Origin of the sequence: Paraburkholderia tropica, from assembly GCF_914484835.1 — a bacterium.
GTDB classification, from domain to species: domain Bacteria; phylum Pseudomonadota; class Gammaproteobacteria; order Burkholderiales; family Burkholderiaceae; genus Paraburkholderia; species Paraburkholderia tropica_A.
In genome coordinates this window covers 21,549-36,801 of the sequence record NZ_CAJZAR010000032.1, presented here as the reverse complement: position 1 = coordinate 36,801, position 15,253 = coordinate 21,549, and the positions used below count along the sequence as shown (strand labels likewise).

Below are 15,253 nucleotides of genomic sequence, written 5' to 3'. Positions count from 1 at the left end.
TACTTTTTCGTTGATGGGCAGGTTACGAAGTGGCCAGTATGGTACGACGTGCGCGGCTTATCGCGTCGACACACTGCCTTGCAGCGCGGGCGCCGCGCCACGGCGCCAGAAACGATACGCAGCGGCGAGCACGCCCAGCCACACGGGAATCAGATACACGGAAATCCGCAGATCGGGAATCAAATACATTACAACGAGAATGGCCCCGAGGAACACCAGGCACAGGTAATTCGTGAACGGATAACCGAGACTCTGGAACGCCGTCGTCGCGCCCGCGCGTGCCTTCTCGCGGCGGAATTTCAGGTGAATCAGGCTGATCATCGCCCAGTTGATGATGAGCGCCGACACCACGAGACCCATCAGCAGTTCGAAGGCCTTGCCCGGCATGAAGTAGTTGATCAGCACGCAGGCCGCGGTCGCGACCGCCGTCACCGCGAGCGCCGCCAGCGGAATGCCGCGGCTGTTCACCTTGAGCAGCGCACGCGGCGCGTTGCCCTGCTGCGCGAGGCCGTAGAGCATGCGACTGTTGCAGTACACGCCGCTGTTATAGACCGAGAGCGCCGCCGTCAGCACGACCACGTTGAGCACGTGCGCGACGAGATTGCTGTTCATCGCGTGGAAGATCAGCACGAAGGGGCTGCCGCCCGCCACGACCTTTTCCCACGGATAAAGCGAGAGCAGCACGGCGAGCGCGCCGACGTAGAAAATCAGGATGCGATAGATGACCTGGTTGGTCGCGCGCGGGATGGTGTGCGAGGGATCGTCGGCTTCGGCGGCGGTGATGCCGACCAGTTCGAGACCGCCGAACGAGAACATCACGACGGCCATCGACATCACGAGGCCCGAGACGCCGTGCGGGAAGAAGCCGCCGTGACGCCAGAGATTCGACACGCCCGCTTCCGGCCCCGCCGAACCCGAGAGCAGCAGCCAGCCGCCGAACGCGATCATGCCGACGATGGCCAGCACCTTGATGATCGCGAACCAGAATTCGAGCTCGCCGTACGATTTGACGCTCGCGAGATTGATGCCGTTGATCACGACGAAGAAGCCGAGCGCCGAAACCCATGTCGGCAGAGTCGGCCACCAGTAATGCATGTAGATGCCGACCGCCGACAGTTCGGCCATGCTCACGAGCACGTAGAGCACCCAGTAGTTCCAGCCGGAGAGGAAACCGGCGAACGGACCGAAGTATTTATCGGCGAAATAGCTGAAGGAACCGGCGACCGGCTCGTCGACGACCATCTCGCCCAGTTGCCGCATGATGAAGAACGCGACGACACCGGCAATCGCATAGCCGAGCAGCACCGAGGGACCGGCCGTCTGGATCGTCTGCGCGATGCCGAGGAACAGGCCCGTGCCGATCGCGCCGCCCAGCGCGATCAACTGAATATGACGGTTCTTGAGACCGCGTTTGAGGTGGCCGTTCGCGTCCTGCTGACCGCGTGCGCCGCTTGTATCGTGGGAAACCATGTCTCTTCCTGTCTTTTCTTTATCGATGCGCCCGCGAGGTGTCCGGTTGGGCACCCTGCGCGACCGCGCGAAATAAAATTGCGCGCGCAACCTTCTGCGCTGGCGCGCTTCCGAGTCCGTCAGCGGTAACCGACAGGCCCGTCAGGTGCGCCCAGTGTATAGGCGACGGGGGAAAATATGATTTCATCTGATACGCAGGCAAACCCTGATTGGTACAATTTCGTTTCGCATTGAACTTATCTTGAGCAAGAAAAGTGCAGAACATCACCCTCGACCCCATCGATCTGCGGCTGCTCGCCGCGCTCCAGGAGCACGGGCGCGCCTCGAACCTCGAACTGGCCGCCGCCGTGAAGCTCTCGCCGGCCCAGACGCTCCGACGCCATCGGCGCCTCGAAGAACTGGGCGTGATCAAGCGCTACGAGACGCGCCTCGACCCGCAAGCGCTGGGCTTTGGCGTGGTCGCATTCATTCAGGTGACGATGGAGCGCGGGCACATGCGCGAACTCGTGAAATTCAAGGAGCTCGTCGCGAAGCTGCCGCAGGTGCAGGAGTGCTATTCCGTGACCGGCGATATCGACTACGTACTGAAAGTGGTGGCGCGCGATCTCAAGGCGCTGTCCGAATTCCTGCTAGACACGCTCATGCGCGCGCCTGGCGTGAGCAGCGTGCATTCGATTGTCTGCCTCGATGAACTCAAGGGTACGAGCGCGATGCCGTTGGAGGCGTGAGCGGAGCGTGAAGCCGGCTCGCTGGGGATAAGTCCAGTGCGGATACGCAATTTTATCTCATTTGCATCCCGCATATGAGGGAACATTGCGTTTTGGCCCTATGCGGACGGGCAAAATCGAATAAGTCCGATGGGGTCAGACTTTGTAGGGGACGCGGATGCCTGGCTCGTCGCGCGGAAAATCCTTCGTATTGCGCGACACGAGCAGCAGCGAATGCACCTGCGCCGTGGCCCAGACGATGGCGTCGGGCAGGCGCACTTTTTTACGCTTTCTCAGCTCGATGGCGCGATCGGCGACGCGATTATCGAGATCGAGCACCTCGAACGAAGTCAGCCAGCCGCGCAATGCGGCCTCTTCGTCGCGCGTGGCGCCGACCATCACCTCCATCCACGTAATCATGCTGATGGCGCGATATTCGTAGAGCGCGAGTTCCTTTTTCGCGGCGCGAATGCCGCTCAGGTAGTCGATGAGGATATTCGTGTCGAACAGGGCCTTTACCATTCCTCGCGCAACTCCCGTTGATAAGCAACGCCGTCGACCTGCCGCTCTTTCCACAGCCCGAACACTTCCGCGCCCGCAGAGCGCTTGCGCTCGACGATGTAGTGCTCGATTGCCTCGCGAATGATGGCCGCGCGCGAACGCTGCTCCACCTTCACGAGCGCCGCGAGTTCTTCCACTTGCGCGTCGGTGAGATCCACCAGAATTCGGCTCATTTCCGGCTCCATAGATGATATACATATCGTATATCACTGAGTCTAGCCGTACAAAACAAAAAACCCGCGCCGGATCAAGATCCGTGCGCGGGTTTTCTTTTATCGCCGACGCGCGAGGCGGGTCGGTTAGACGGGGATCACTCCCACTCAATCGTCGCAGGCGGCTTACCCGAAATGTCGTACACGACACGGTTGATGCCGCGCACTTCATTGATGATGCGGTTCGACACATGGCCGAGCAGCTCATGCGGCAGATGCGCCCAATGCGCCGTCATGAAGTCGAGCGTCTGCACCGCGCGCAGCGCGACGACGTACTCATACGTGCGGCCATCGCCCATCACGCCTACGCTCTTGACCGGCAGGAACACGGCGAACGCCTGGCTCGTCAGCTCATACCACGACTTGCCGGTTTCCTTGTCGATGGTGTTGCGCAGCGTCTCGATGAAGATCGCGTCTGCGCGGCGCAGCAGGTCCGCGAAATCGCGCTTCACTTCGCCGAGAATACGCACGCCCAGACCCGGGCCCGGGAACGGATGGCGATACACCATGTCGTGCGGCAGACCGAGCTTCACGCCCAGTTCGCGCACTTCGTCCTTGAACAGTTCGCGCAGCGGCTCGAGCAGCTTCAGGTTCAGCGTTTCCGGCAGACCGCCCACGTTGTGGTGGCTCTTGATCGTGTGCGCGCCCTTCTTGCCCTTGCCCGCCGACTCGATCACGTCCGGGTAGATCGTGCCTTGCGCCAGCCACTTCGCGTCCGTGAGCTTGCCCGCTTCGGTCTGGAACACTTCGACGAACTCGGCGCCGATGATCTTGCGCTTCGCTTCGGGATCGGTCACGCCCGCCAGCTTCGACATGAACGCCTGGCTCGCGTCGACGTGAATCACCTTCACGCCGAGGTTGTCCGCGAACATCGACATGACCTGTTCGGCTTCGTTCAGGCGCAAGAGGCCGTGATCGACGAACACGCAGGTCAGCTGGTCGCCGATCGCGCGATGCAGCAGCGCCGCCGCCACCGACGAATCCACGCCGCCCGACAGGCCGAGAATGACGTGTTCCTTGCCGACCTGCTTGCGGATCGCCTCGACGGCTTCGTCGATGTAGTGACCCATTTCCCAGTCGGCCTTCGCGTTACAGATGCCCAGCACGAAGCGTTCGAGCATCGCGCGGCCCTGCACCGTGTGCGTGACTTCCGGGTGCCATTGCAGGCCGTAGAAGTGACGCGCCTCGTCGGCCATCGCCGCGATCGGGCACGATTCCGTCGACGCCATCAGCTGGAAGCCCGCCGGCATTTCGATGACCTTGTCGCCGTGGCTCATCCACACCTTGAGCATGCCGTGGCCTTCGGCCGTACGGAAATCTTCGATGCCGTTCAGGAAGCTCGTGTGATTGCGCGCGCGCACTTCGGCGTAGCCGAATTCGCGCAGGTGGCCGCCGTCGACCTTGCCGCCGAGCTGCTCGGCCATCGTCTGCATGCCGTAGCAGATGCCGAGCACGGGCACGCCCAGCTCGAACACGGCTTGCGGCGCGCGCGGCGTGTCGGTTTCGGTGACCGAATTCGGGCCGCCCGAAAGGATGATGCCCTTCGGTGCGAATTCGCGGATGAACGCGTCGTCGACGTCGTACGGATGGATTTCCGAGTAGACGTTGGCTTCGCGCACGCGGCGCGCGATCAGCTGGGTGACTTGCGAACCGAAGTCGAGGATCAGGATTTTGTCGTGCATGGCAGCGGACGAGACCTCAAAAAGAACGGATACAGAAAGCCGCGCGCTGGCTGAGCATGGCGCGCGGCAAGAATTTTTCGGACCGGGGCGCGGAACCTTGCCGCCGTGGAGCGGCGCGGTTCGGGCGGACTGTCGGGCGTGCTACAAGGCGTACTGCGTCTGTCGAAACGGTGGCCGGGTGCGCGCGGCTTAGCCACGCAGCGGCGGCCTCGGTGCGTCGGCGGCTTCGTCTCGCGCGGTGACGCGCGCATCCGCCGCTTCGGCTGCATCGGCGGCTCCAGCCACCGGCTGCGATGCCGTTGCCGTGGTCGTCGTGGTCGTCGTTGTGACACCAGGCGCCACGGGCTCCGTCACCACCGGCTCGACGGCAGGCGCCGCCTTCTCGCGCGCGAATACCGGCTTCGCGTAGACCACCGGCTCGTCGCGCCGGGCTTTCGCCGCGGCACGCGCTTCGCGCTCCTGCGCGGCGGCTTCGGAAGCCAGCACGCGATCGCGTTGCTTCACCGCGCCCGCGAGACGCGCACCGCCGAGACCGACGATGATCAGCCAGACCCCGACCGCGCCCGCAACCAGTTGACCGAAGCCCGTGAGCCGCGGCTCGTGCAGGCCGATCAGCCAGACCAGCATCAGCACGCCCGCGATCCAGATGACGTGCCCGGCCGTACGGCCGACCGAGGCGGTCATGGCGCCGTCGATCGCCCCACGCAGCGCGAGCCACGCGAAACCGATCAGCACCACGCCGAACGCCTGTCCAATGAGCGCCGGCTGCGCCTGCACCAGTTGCAGCGCGTTGTACAGCGAGGTCCACGGCGTGAGCAGAAACAGCACGCCGAAACCCAGCAACGTCAACGCATCGACAATCAGTACTATGCGCAGCAGCGGCTTCATCGGGGCTTAGTCCACGTGGTAGTTGGGCGCTTCCTTCGTGATCTGCACATCGTGCACGTGCGATTCGTTCAGGCCGGCACCGGTGATCTGCACGAACTCCGCCTTCGTGTGCAGTTCGTCGATCGTGCGGCAACCGCAGTAGCCCATCGAGGCGCGCACGCCGCCGATCATCTGGAACAGGATCGCGTTGATCGGGCCCTTGTAGGCCACACGGCCTTCGATGCCTTCCGGCACGAGCTTGTCGATGTTCGCCGAGTTGTCCTGGAAGTAGCGGTCTGCCGCGCCGTCCTTCATCGCGCCGACCGAACCCATGCCGCGGTACGACTTGTACTGGCGGCCCTGGAACAGGAACACGTCGCCCGGCGATTCTTCGGTGCCCGCGAACATGCTGCCCATCATCACGGCGTTCGCGCCGGCGGCCAGCGCCTTCGACACGTCACCCGAGTAGCGCACGCCGCCGTCGGCGATGCACGGCACGCCGGTGCCCTTGAGGGCTTCCGCGACATTCGAGATTGCCGTGATCTGCGGCACGCCCACACCCGCGACGATACGCGTCGTGCAGATCGAGCCCGGGCCGATACCGACCTTCACGCCGTCCGCGCCGTACTCGACGAGCGCGCGCGCGGCATCCGCCGTGGCGATGTTGCCGCCGATCACTTCGACGTGCGGGAAGTTCTGCTTGACCCAGCGAACGCGCTCGAGCACGCCCTTGCTGTGGCCGTGCGCCGTATCGACGACGATGACGTCGACGCCGGCCTGCACCAGCAGTTCGACACGTTCCTCGTTGTCCGGGCCGACGCCGACTGCCGCGCCCGCGCGCAGCTTGCCGTGCTCGTCCTTACAGGCGGCCGGGTGCTCGGTCTGCTTGGTGATGTCCTTGACGGTCATGAGGCCGCGCAGTTCGAACGCGTCGTTCACGACCAGCACGCGCTCGAGGCGGTGGCTGTGCATCAGCGACTTGGCGTCGGCCAGCGGCGTGCCTTCCTTGACGGTGACGAGGCGCTCGCGCGGCGTCATGATCGAACGCACGGGTTCGTCGAGACGCGTTTCGAAGCGCAGGTCGCGGTTCGTCACGATACCGACGAGTTGCGCGCCTTCCACGACCGGGAAGCCCGAAATGCCATGCTGCTGCGAGAGCGCGATGACATCGGCGACCTTCATCTGCGGCGGCACGGTGATCGGATCGCGCACGACGCCCGACTCGAAACGCTTGACCTTCGCGACTTCGCGCGCCTGCTCGGCCGGCGTGAGGTTCTTGTGGACGATACCGACGCCACCCTGCTGCGCCATGGCGATTGCCAGACGGCCTTCCGTGACGGTATCCATTGCGGCCGACACGAGCGGAATGTTCAGGGAGATATTGCGGGTCAGCCGGGTCTTCAGGCTGGTGTCGCGCGGGAGAACGTCGGAGAAGGCGGGAACGAGGAGCACGTCATCGAACGTGAGTGCTTTCTGGATCAGACGCATGGCAAATCCTATAGGCGCAAAAGCAGATTATACGGGATACCGCCCTGGAAATCATCAGTGCCTACAGTAGCTTAGCGCCGAATTTGGGATTTCCGCGAAGTTTTGAACGGGTGCGGCGGTGGCCTGGCCTTCGCGAACGCATCGCGAATTCGACCCGAATTTCATCGCGCGCCACCTTGCCTGCGCATCGCCTTCACCTGCCCCGGGGCGCCGCCCGGAACGCCCATGCAGGATTGAACAAGACGCGCGCGCCCCGCCCCGCTATCCTGACGCCTGTTCTGTGCGGCCATGCGGGCCGCCTGTGCGCCAGGAGGCGCAATCAAGCGCAATCAAGCGCAATCAAGCGATGTGAAGCGGAGGCAAGTGAAATGCAGCGTGGTGTGTTGTACGGCGTGTTGGCCGGGGCGTTATGGGGAACCGTCTTTCTGGTGCCCCGGCAATTACCGGAGTTTTCGCCGCTGCTGCTGAGTGCCGGGCGCTACGTGATGTACGGGCTCGTCTCGCTCGCCGCGCTGATGCCGATGCTGCGCCGCGTCTGGCCGCGCATCACGCGCGCGGACCTGATCGCGCTCGTCAAGCTCGCGCTGATGGGCAACCTGCTCTATTACCTCTTTCTCGCCAGTGCGATCCATCTCGTGGGCATCGCGCCCGCCTCGCTGATCGTCGGCGTGCTGCCGGTGACCGTCACGTATCTGGGCCGCGGCGACCACGGCGCCGTGCCGCTCTCGAAGCTCGTCTGGCCGCTCGTGATGATCGCGGTCGGCATCGTCTGCATCAACGTGGATGTGTTCACGGCGGCGGGCGCGTCGGACCACGCGAGCGTGCTGACCAAGATCGCCGGGCTCGGCTGCGCGGTCGGCGCGCTGATCTGCTGGACCTGGTTCGCAGTCGAAAACGCGCGCTATCTGCAGCGCAACGACCACTTCGGCGGCAATGAATGGTCGGTGCTCTGGGGCGTGGTCACGGGCGCGCTTGGCGCTCTGCTGTGGCTCGTGATTCTCGTGCTGCCGTCCGGCTCGGTGCAGGAAACGGTCGCCGACGGCCGCTGGGCCACGTTCTGGCAGCTCAACCTCGTGCTGGCGATCGGCGCATCGTGGCTCGGCAACGGGCTCTGGAACGCGGCCGCCAAACGCCTGCCGCTCACGCTGTCCGGGCAGATGATCGTGTTCGAGACGCTGTTCGCGCTGCTCTATGGTTTCATCTACGACCACCGCCTGCCGCGCCCGCTCGAAATCGCGGCCATCGTGCTGCTGATGGCGGGCGTGAGCTGGTCGGTCCGCCAGCACGCGAGCGGACCGGAAGACACCGCGCACGGCGGCGGCATCGTGCCGGAAGGCGATCTGCCGGGCCTCGGCGGCGATTCGGGCACGCACACGCCCGGCAACGGCAGCGAGCGACGCCGCAAGACGGCCTGAGCGCCCGCCTCAGCGCGGAATCCGCAGCGCGGCGTTCGCGGCGAAAAACGCTCGCCCAAAAGCATTCGGCGCGGTCCATCGAACGATGGCCGCGCCGAATTTTTATCGGTCAGACTAAAACGCCGGAGCGCTCAGCGCGAATCCTTGTTCTGCCACTTGCGCCCCTCGATGGAGCCTTCCTTGCGCGTCTTGTCGACGCGGCGCTGGCGCGCGAGCTTGGGATCGACGAGCAGCGGACGGTAGATTTCCACGCGGTCGTGGTCGGCGAGCACCGTGTCGAGCGCCTTGAGCTTGCCGTAGACGCCCACCTTCTGTTTCGTCAGATCGATCTCGGGATGGCGCGCGAGCACGCCGCTCGCCTCGATGGCCTGCTGCACCGTCGCGCCCGGCGCCAGTTGCACGCCGATGAGCGTCTGCGCGTCGGGCAGCGCGTAGCAGACGTCGATGGAAAGTGTCGCGCTCATACCTTGTTCTTGCCGTAACGCTGGTCGGCACGCTTGACGAACGAATCGACAAAGGTGTTCGCGATGTGATGGAACACCGGCCCGATGATCTTCTCGAGAATGATGTTAGAAAACTCGTAGTGCAGCGAGAATTCGATCTTGCAGGCGTCGGCGCGCAGCGGCGTGAAGCGCCAGGAGCCCGTGAACTTCTTGAAAGGGCCGTCCGTGAACTCCATATCGATACGCTCGGGGCGCGTCTGCGTGTTGCGGGTGGCGAAGTGCTGCTTGATGCCCTTGAAGTTGATGTCGATCTTCGCCTCCATGCCGGTTTCGTCCTTGCGACGAACCTCGACGCCGCCGCACCACGGCAGGAAGTTGGGATAGTCGTCGACGTCGGTGACGAGGTCGAACATCTGTTCCGCCGAATGGCGAATCAACACGGTTTTCTGGACATCCGCCATAAATTGCGCAATGCGAGGCAAGGGTGAAAGCGCGACGGGCTTTCGCTGGCCCGCTTTGCTAAAATCCTAATTTTACAAGAGTTGGGCCTTTTCCATTTTCCTATGAGCATCATCGACAACAGAAAAGCGTTCTTCGACTACTTCATCGAAGAGCGCTACGAGGCGGGGCTCGTGCTCGAAGGATGGGAGGTCAAGGCAATGCGCGCCGGGCGGGCCCAGATCAAGGAAGGCTACGTCGTGATCAAGGACGGCGAGCTTTACCTGATCGGCACGCACATCAGCCCGCTGCCGGAGGCCTCGACGCACATCAATCCCGATCCCACGCGCACGCGCAAGCTGCTGCTGCACCGCGAGCAGATCGACAAGCTGATCGGCAAGATCGAGCAGCGCGGCTTTACGCTCGTGCCCCTGAATTTTCACTACAAGGGCGGCCGCGTGAAGTGCGAAATCGGCCTCGCGAAGGGCAAGAAGCAGCACGACAAGCGCGAAACCGAGAAGCAGCGCGACTGGCAGCGCGAAAAGGCGCGCCTGATGCGCACGCCGACGTAAGCGATCAGCAGGCGCATTCCGGTTCCCTGCGTTCGGATGCAAAAAGGGCGGCCTCGAGCCGCCCTTTTTTCGTCTGATCTGGACCGGAACGACGCCAACCCGGCACCAAAATCGCGCGGATTTGCCGCAGCCGCGCGCGCCTGAATCGGCCTCAGACGTCCTTAAGCGCCCTTCGCCGCGTCCCGGCTCAACTGCCCTTCCTTCATGCCCGTGCGGTTCACGATGGTCAGCGCCGACGCGATCATCGAGCTCAGATCGCTCATATTGCCGGGCACGATCAGCGTGTTGCCCTGCTTGGCCAGATTGCCGAATGCGTTCACGTACTGCTCGGCCACCTTGAGGTTGACGGCGTCCATGCCGCCCTGCGCCTGGATCGAATTGCCGATCTTCTGGATCGCCTGCGCGTTCGCCTCGGCCACCGCCAGAATCGCCGCCGCCTGGCCTTGCGCCTGGTTGATGGCTGCCTGCCTCTCGCCTTCCGACTTCTGGATCGCCGCCTCGCGCGCGCCCGCCGCGAGGTTGATCTGCTCCTGCTTGCGCCCTTCCGACGCCGCGATCAGCGCACGCTTCTCGCGCTCGGCCGTGATCTGCGCCTGCATCGCATGGAGGATTTCCTTCGGCGGCGTGAGATCCTTGATCTCGTAGCGCAGCACCTTCACGCCCCAGTTCGATGCCGCTTCATCCAGCGACGACACCACGCTGTGATTGATGAAATCGCGCTCCTCGAAGGTCTTGTCGAGCTCCAGCTTGCCGATCACCGAGCGCAGCGTGGTTTGCGAAAGCTGCGTGATCGCGAACACGAAATTGCTGGAGCCGTACGACGCCTTCATCGGATCGGTGACCTGAAAGTACAGCACGCCGTCGACCTGAAGCTGGGTGTTGTCGCGCGTGATACAGATCTGGCTCGGCACGTCGAGCGGGATTTCCTTGAGCACGTGCTTGTAAGCCACGCGATCGATAAAAGGCAGCACGATCGTGAGGCCCGGCGTGAGCGTCGCGTGGTAGCGGCCCAGACGCTCCAGCACCCACGCGTGCTGCTGCGGCACGATTTTGACCGTCTTCGAGACCAGCACGATGACGATCACGAGCAAAATCAACCCGACGACAGGCACTTGCATACGCTTCCCCCTTGAGCTTCGATTGGCTTGTTACGAATGTTCACGCGTGACGCGCCGCGCCCGCTTCGCGATGCGCGCCCACGATCAGACAGTTGCCGCGCACGGCCTGGATTTCATAGAGATGGGCGTTGTCCGGCTCGCCGGGTGCGAGCTCCACGTCCCATTCGGCGCCACGATACATCGTGCGCGCACGGCCCTCGTGCCACGCGGCGACGGTCAATGTCGAGCCGATGTCGAGATTCACGCCAGGATCGGTCGAAGCGTCGACCATGCGGCGGCGACGGCCAAAGCGCGAGCGGCGCAGCACGATCACGGCGATCAGCGCGACGAGCGCCGCGCACATCAGTTGCAAGTCGAGCGGCGCACCCAGCCCATAGGCTGCCACGCCCGCCAGAAAGCCCAGCGCGATCATCAGCAGATAGAAGGTGCCGGTCATCAGCTCGGCCACGATCAGCACGCCCGCGCCGATCCACCAGAACACACCATGCGGACCCACTTCGACCTCCCAAAGCAAAACACCCCGGATAGACCGGGGTGTTATAGCACGAAGCTGACACTTTTTTCCGCAGCATGCGAAAGTGAAGCGTAAGGAACCTCGACCGCCTCAACCTTCACACACTGCGCGCCACATACGAGATGCATGGGGCGCGTGCTTCTTTACTTGCCTTGCGACTTTGCCAGCGCCTGCCACGTCTCGACGACCGTGTCCGGGTTCAGCGAGATCGAAGCGATGCCTTCGTCGGCGAGCCACTGGGCGAAGTCCGGATGATCGGACGGGCCCTGGCCGCAGATGCCGACGTACTTGTCCAGGCGGCGGCAGGTTTCGATCGCGCGCTTGAGCAGGTACTTGACGGCCGGATCGCGTTCGTCGAAGTCGGCGGCCAGCAGTTCCATGCCCGAGTCGCGGTCGAGGCCGAGCGTGAGCTGCGTGAGGTCGTTCGAGCCGATCGAGAAGCCGTCGAAGTACTGCAGGAACTCTTCGGCGAGGATCGCGTTCGACGGCACTTCGCACATCATGATGAGGCGCAGGCCGTTTTCGCCGCGCTTCAGGCCGTACTTCGCGAGCAGGCCGACCACGCGCTCCGCCTGCTTCAGCGTACGCACGAACGGCACCATGATCTCGACGTTCGCGAGGCCCATTTCTTCACGCACGCGCTTGAGCGCCAGGCACTCCATTTCAAACGCCTGCGCGAAGTCGTCGGCGATGTAACGCGACGCGCCGCGGAAACCCAGCATCGGGTTTTCTTCATCCGGCTCGTAGCGCGAGCCGCCGATCAGCTTCTTGTACTCGTTCGACTTGAAGTCGGACATACGCACGATGACGGGCTTCGGATAGAACGCCGCCGCGATCGTGGCGATGCCTTCCGTGAGCTTGTCGACGTAGAACGCGCGCGGCGACGCATGGCCGCGTGCCACGCTTTCCACGGCCTTCTTCAGGTCGGCGTCGACGTTCGGGTACTCGAGAATCGCCTTCGGGTGAACGCCGATGTTGTTGTTGATGATGAACTCGAGACGCGCGAGGCCCACACCTGCGTTCGGCAGCTGGGAAAAGTCGAACGCGAGTTGCGGGTTGCCGACGTTCATCATGATCTTGACCGGAATGGCCGGCAGCTCGCCACGCTGGACTTCGCTGACTTCCGTTTCCAGCAGACCGTCGTAGATGCGGCCTTCGTCGCCTTCCGCGCACGACACCGTCACCAGCGCGCCGTCCTTCAGCAGGTCGGTTGCGTCGCCGCAGCCCACGACTGCCGGCACGCCCAGCTCACGCGCGATGATCGCCGCGTGGCAGGTACGGCCGCCACGATTCGTGACGATTGCCGCTGCGCGCTTCATCACCGGCTCCCAGTTCGGGTCGGTCATGTCGGCGACCAGCACGTCGCCCGGCTGCACGCGTTCCATTTCGGACGGATCGTGAATCACCTTCACGCGGCCCGCCCCGATCTTCTGACCGATTGCGCGGCCCGTTGCGAGAACCTGCGACTGGCCCTTGAGCTTGAAGCGCTGCTCGGCCTTGCCGGCGGCCTGGCTCTTCACGGTTTCCGGGCGTGCCTGGAGAATGAAGATCTTGCCGTCGAGACCGTCCTTGCCCCACTCGATGTCCATCGGACGCTGGTAGTGCTTCTCGATGATGACCGCGTACTTGGCCAGCTCGATCACGTCTTCGTCGGTGATCGAGAAACGGTTGCGCTGTTCGTGCGAGACGTCGACCGTCTTCACGCGGCCCGGCTCGCCCGGCTGCGTGAATTCCATCTTGATGAGCTTCGAGCCGATCGAGCGGCGGATGATCGGGGCCTTGCCCTGTTCGAGCGTGGTCTTGAAAACGTAGAACTCGTCCGGGTTCACGGCGCCCTGCACGACGGTCTCACCGAGGCCGTAGCTCGACGTGATGAACACCGCTTCCTTGAAGCCCGATTCCGTGTCCAGCGTGAACATCACGCCAGCGGAGCCGCGGTCCGAACGGACCATGCGCTGCACGCCAGCCGACAGCGCGACCTCAGCGTGGGTGAAGCCCTTGTGGACGCGATACGAGATAGCGCGGTCGTTGTAGAGCGACGCGAACACGTGCTTGAGACGGTCGAGCACGTCGTCGATGCCGACCACGTTCAGGTAGCTTTCCTGCTGACCGGCGAACGAAGCGTCGGGCAGATCTTCCGCCGTTGCCGACGAACGCACCGCGAACGAGAGTTCCGACGGCGAGCTCGCCTTCAGCGTTTCGAAGCCAGTGCGAATGTCGGCTTCCAGCTGCGGCTGCAGCGGCGCGTCGACGATCCATTGACGGATTTCCTTACCCGCTTCGGCCAGCGCCTTGACGTCGTCGACGTCGAGCGTTTCCAGACGGGCGGCGATCCGCTCGGTCAGGTTGTTGTGCTTCAGGAAGTCGCGGAAAGCGAGCGCGGTCGTCGCGAAACCCGTGGGTACGCGCACGCCAGCCTCAGCCAACTGGCTGATCATTTCGCCGAGCGAGGCGTTCTTGCCGCCCACGATCTCGACATCGGTCATCCGCAACTGCTCGAAAGGCACTACATACGCCTGATCCTTGGCAACGGTGTTAGTCATACAAGCCCCTAAGTGTGAAAAAAATTCACGGCTGCGCAAGTGGGCTCGAACGCGGTCCGCTCATAGGAAGCGGATTCGCGTCTTGCGCAACCTGTTGGAGAAGCAATCGCCGATGGCGCGACAGCTCACAAACAACGGGAGGAAAAGCAGGAAGATGCGCGCGATTGCAAGGAGTTATGCAAATTCGCTGCAAGTTGACGCCAGTTTCAGCCACGATGGGCTGCCGTTTGGCGTGGTTGCACTGCAATTGCTTATCCAACAGGTTGCCGCTATTCTACCGTGCCGACTACAGAAAATGTGTCAGTCGGCGAGAATCGCGCCGCGGCCCCGCCCGCAGGCGCCGTCCGGGCGCCCAAGCCCGTCCTGTGAGCCGCACAGCAGTTCACGTACCCAGCCTCATCCGATGCCGCCAACCGTATTCATCGTCTCCGACGGTACCGGGATCACCGCCGAGACCTTCGCGCATTCGATCCTGTCGCAGTTCGACCAGAAATTCCGCCTCGTGCGTGTTCCGTTCATCGATTCGACGGAAAAAGCCTATTCGACCGCCGAAAAAATCAACGAAGCCGCCATTCAGGAAGGCCGCCGCCCGATCGTCTTCACGACGCTCGTGGACAGCAATTCGAACGAGATTGTTAAACGCGCGAATGCGCTCGTGCTCGACATGTTCCAGACCTTCGTGGAACCGCTCGAACAGGAGCTGGAGCTCAAGTCGAGCCACGCAATGGGCCGCGGCCACCAGAACGCCGATACCGACGAGTACAAGAACCGCATCGAGGCGATCAACTTCTCGCTCGCGCACGACGACGGCCAGTCCGACCGCAATCTCGCCGACGCCGATGTGATCCTCGTCGGCGTGTCGCGCAGCGGCAAGACGCCGACGAGCCTCTATCTGGCGATGCAGTACGGCGTGAAGGCCGCGAACTATCCGCTGATTCCCGACGACTTCGAGCGCGGCAAGATGCCGAATTCGCTGCTGCCGCATCGCGGCAAGATTTTCGGCCTGTCGATCGATCCGCAGCGCCTCACGGAAATCCGCAACGAGCGCCGTCCTGGCAGCAAGTACGCGGCGCTGGAGAATTGCCGCTACGAGGTGAATGAGGCCGAGGCGATGATGCGCCGCGAAGGCATCAAGTGGCTCTCGTCCACGCACAAGTCGATCGAGGAAATCGCCACGACGATCCTGCAGGAAATCCGCATCGACAAGCCGGCTTACTGAGCTT

At 63.4% G+C, this 15,253-nt stretch carries 15 protein-coding genes; 4 read left to right on the top strand and 11 right to left on the bottom strand.

The genetic code is table 11. The annotated features are described in order from the left end of the window. Positions 1 to 57: 57 nt before the first annotated feature. The gene (locus LDO54_RS05690) at positions 58 to 1,470 is read right to left on the bottom strand and encodes an amino acid permease (protein ID WP_224007753.1); all 1,413 of its coding nucleotides are present in this window, start codon (positions 1,468 to 1,470) and stop codon (positions 58 to 60) included. 254 nt (positions 1,471 to 1,724) lie between these two features. On the opposite strand from LDO54_RS05690, the gene LDO54_RS05685 reads away from it, so the two are divergent. Beyond that, positions 1,725 to 2,198, top strand: coding sequence for an Lrp/AsnC family transcriptional regulator (locus tag LDO54_RS05685; protein WP_224007749.1), 474 nt, complete (start codon positions 1,725 to 1,727; stop codon positions 2,196 to 2,198). A 135-nt stretch (positions 2,199 to 2,333) separates the two neighbouring features. On the opposite strand, the gene LDO54_RS05680 is transcribed toward LDO54_RS05685, so the two are convergent. The 5 genes from LDO54_RS05680 to guaB form a co-directional block, all read right to left on the bottom strand. Continuing rightward, positions 2,334 to 2,699 carry a type II toxin-antitoxin system VapC family toxin gene (locus tag LDO54_RS05680; protein WP_224007746.1) on the bottom strand — a complete coding sequence of 122 codons (366 nt, stop codon included), beginning with the start codon at positions 2,697 to 2,699 and terminating at the stop codon, positions 2,334 to 2,336. Further along, positions 2,693 to 2,911: a ribbon-helix-helix protein, CopG family gene (locus LDO54_RS05675; RefSeq protein WP_224007743.1), complete on the bottom strand. Its 219-nt coding sequence runs from the start codon at positions 2,909 to 2,911 to the stop codon at positions 2,693 to 2,695. Before LDO54_RS05675 ends, LDO54_RS05680 begins: the two co-directional genes overlap by 7 nt. A 137-nt stretch (positions 2,912 to 3,048) precedes the next feature. Then, positions 3,049 to 4,632: a glutamine-hydrolyzing GMP synthase gene (gene guaA, locus LDO54_RS05670; protein WP_224007740.1), complete on the bottom strand. Its 1,584-nt coding sequence runs from the start codon at positions 4,630 to 4,632 to the stop codon at positions 3,049 to 3,051. Between the two features lie 189 nt (positions 4,633 to 4,821). Then, positions 4,822 to 5,520 carry a hypothetical protein gene (locus LDO54_RS05665; protein WP_224007738.1) on the bottom strand — a complete coding sequence of 233 codons (699 nt, stop codon included), beginning with the start codon at positions 5,518 to 5,520 and terminating at the stop codon, positions 4,822 to 4,824. A gap of 6 nt (positions 5,521 to 5,526) precedes the next feature. Then, a complete protein-coding gene (gene guaB, locus LDO54_RS05660; RefSeq protein WP_224007735.1) occupies positions 5,527 to 6,987 on the bottom strand; it encodes an IMP dehydrogenase in 1,461 nt (486 codons plus the stop codon). A 368-nt stretch (positions 6,988 to 7,355) separates the two neighbouring features. On the opposite strand from guaB, the gene LDO54_RS05655 reads away from it, so the two are divergent. Then, positions 7,356 to 8,402, top strand: a complete 1,047-nt coding sequence (locus LDO54_RS05655) for a DMT family transporter (protein WP_224007732.1) — start codon at positions 7,356 to 7,358, stop codon at positions 8,400 to 8,402. Positions 8,403 to 8,533: 131 nt separating this feature from the next. Here the strand turns inward: LDO54_RS05655 and LDO54_RS05650 are convergent, their stop codons facing one another. Together LDO54_RS05650 and LDO54_RS05645 are read right to left on the bottom strand one after the other, a co-directional pair. Then, entirely contained in the window at positions 8,534 to 8,866 is a 333-nt protein-coding gene (locus LDO54_RS05650) for an RnfH family protein (RefSeq protein WP_224007729.1), read from the bottom strand. Beyond that, positions 8,863 to 9,306: a type II toxin-antitoxin system RatA family toxin gene (locus tag LDO54_RS05645; RefSeq protein WP_224007726.1), complete on the bottom strand. Its 444-nt coding sequence runs from the start codon at positions 9,304 to 9,306 to the stop codon at positions 8,863 to 8,865. Before LDO54_RS05645 ends, LDO54_RS05650 begins: the two co-directional genes overlap by 4 nt. Positions 9,307 to 9,408: 102 nt before the next feature. Here LDO54_RS05645 and smpB point away from each other — a divergent pair, with 102 nt between their 5' ends. Continuing rightward, positions 9,409 to 9,855 carry an SsrA-binding protein SmpB gene (gene smpB, locus LDO54_RS05640; RefSeq protein WP_224007723.1) on the top strand — a complete coding sequence of 149 codons (447 nt, stop codon included), beginning with the start codon at positions 9,409 to 9,411 and terminating at the stop codon, positions 9,853 to 9,855. Between the two features lie 161 nt (positions 9,856 to 10,016). On the opposite strand, the gene LDO54_RS05635 is transcribed toward smpB, so the two are convergent. The 3 genes from LDO54_RS05635 to ppsA all read right to left on the bottom strand — a co-directional run bounded on the left by LDO54_RS05635 (position 10,017) and on the right by ppsA (position 14,030). Further along, positions 10,017 to 10,973 carry an SPFH domain-containing protein gene (locus LDO54_RS05635; protein ID WP_224007706.1) on the bottom strand — a complete coding sequence of 319 codons (957 nt, stop codon included), beginning with the start codon at positions 10,971 to 10,973 and terminating at the stop codon, positions 10,017 to 10,019. A 40-nt stretch (positions 10,974 to 11,013) separates the two neighbouring features. Beyond that, positions 11,014 to 11,469 (bottom strand): NfeD family protein, encoded by a 456-nt coding sequence (locus tag LDO54_RS05630; protein ID WP_224007704.1) that lies wholly within the window; start codon positions 11,467 to 11,469, stop codon positions 11,014 to 11,016. Positions 11,470 to 11,630: 161 nt separating this feature from the next. Next, positions 11,631 to 14,030 carry a phosphoenolpyruvate synthase gene (ppsA, locus tag LDO54_RS05625; protein WP_224007701.1) on the bottom strand — a complete coding sequence of 800 codons (2,400 nt, stop codon included), beginning with the start codon at positions 14,028 to 14,030 and terminating at the stop codon, positions 11,631 to 11,633. 403 nt (positions 14,031 to 14,433) lie between these two features. Here ppsA and ppsR point away from each other — a divergent pair, with 403 nt between their 5' ends. Beyond that, positions 14,434 to 15,249 carry a posphoenolpyruvate synthetase regulatory kinase/phosphorylase PpsR gene (ppsR, locus tag LDO54_RS05620; RefSeq protein ID WP_224007699.1) on the top strand — a complete coding sequence of 272 codons (816 nt, stop codon included), beginning with the start codon at positions 14,434 to 14,436 and terminating at the stop codon, positions 15,247 to 15,249. The last annotated feature ends 4 nt before the right edge of the window (positions 15,250 to 15,253 follow it).

Bases quoted from the DNA above. Each gene is read 5' to 3' on its own strand.
- LDO54_RS05650 (WP_224007729.1), bottom strand. From the start codon at position 8,866: ATGAGCGCGACACTTTCCATCGACGTCTGCTACGCGCTGCCCGACGCG.
- LDO54_RS05675 (WP_224007743.1), bottom strand. From the start codon at position 2,911: ATGAGCCGAATTCTGGTGGATCTCACCGACGCGCAAGTGGAAGAACTC.
- guaB (WP_224007735.1), bottom strand. From the start codon at position 6,987: ATGCGTCTGATCCAGAAAGCACTCACGTTCGATGACGTGCTCCTCGTT.
- LDO54_RS05665 (WP_224007738.1), bottom strand. From the start codon at position 5,520: ATGAAGCCGCTGCTGCGCATAGTACTGATTGTCGATGCGTTGACGTTG.
- LDO54_RS05655 (WP_224007732.1), top strand. From the start codon at position 7,356: ATGCAGCGTGGTGTGTTGTACGGCGTGTTGGCCGGGGCGTTATGGGGA.
- smpB (WP_224007723.1), top strand. From the start codon at position 9,409: ATGAGCATCATCGACAACAGAAAAGCGTTCTTCGACTACTTCATCGAA.
- LDO54_RS05635 (WP_224007706.1), bottom strand. From the start codon at position 10,973: ATGCAAGTGCCTGTCGTCGGGTTGATTTTGCTCGTGATCGTCATCGTG.
- ppsA (WP_224007701.1), bottom strand. From the start codon at position 14,030: ATGACTAACACCGTTGCCAAGGATCAGGCGTATGTAGTGCCTTTCGAG.
- LDO54_RS05645 (WP_224007726.1), bottom strand. From the start codon at position 9,306: ATGGCGGATGTCCAGAAAACCGTGTTGATTCGCCATTCGGCGGAACAG.
- guaA (WP_224007740.1), bottom strand. From the start codon at position 4,632: ATGCACGACAAAATCCTGATCCTCGACTTCGGTTCGCAAGTCACCCAG.
- ppsR (WP_224007699.1), top strand. From the start codon at position 14,434: ATGCCGCCAACCGTATTCATCGTCTCCGACGGTACCGGGATCACCGCC.
- LDO54_RS05680 (WP_224007746.1), bottom strand. From the start codon at position 2,699: ATGGTAAAGGCCCTGTTCGACACGAATATCCTCATCGACTACCTGAGC.
- LDO54_RS05690 (WP_224007753.1), bottom strand. From the start codon at position 1,470: ATGGTTTCCCACGATACAAGCGGCGCACGCGGTCAGCAGGACGCGAAC.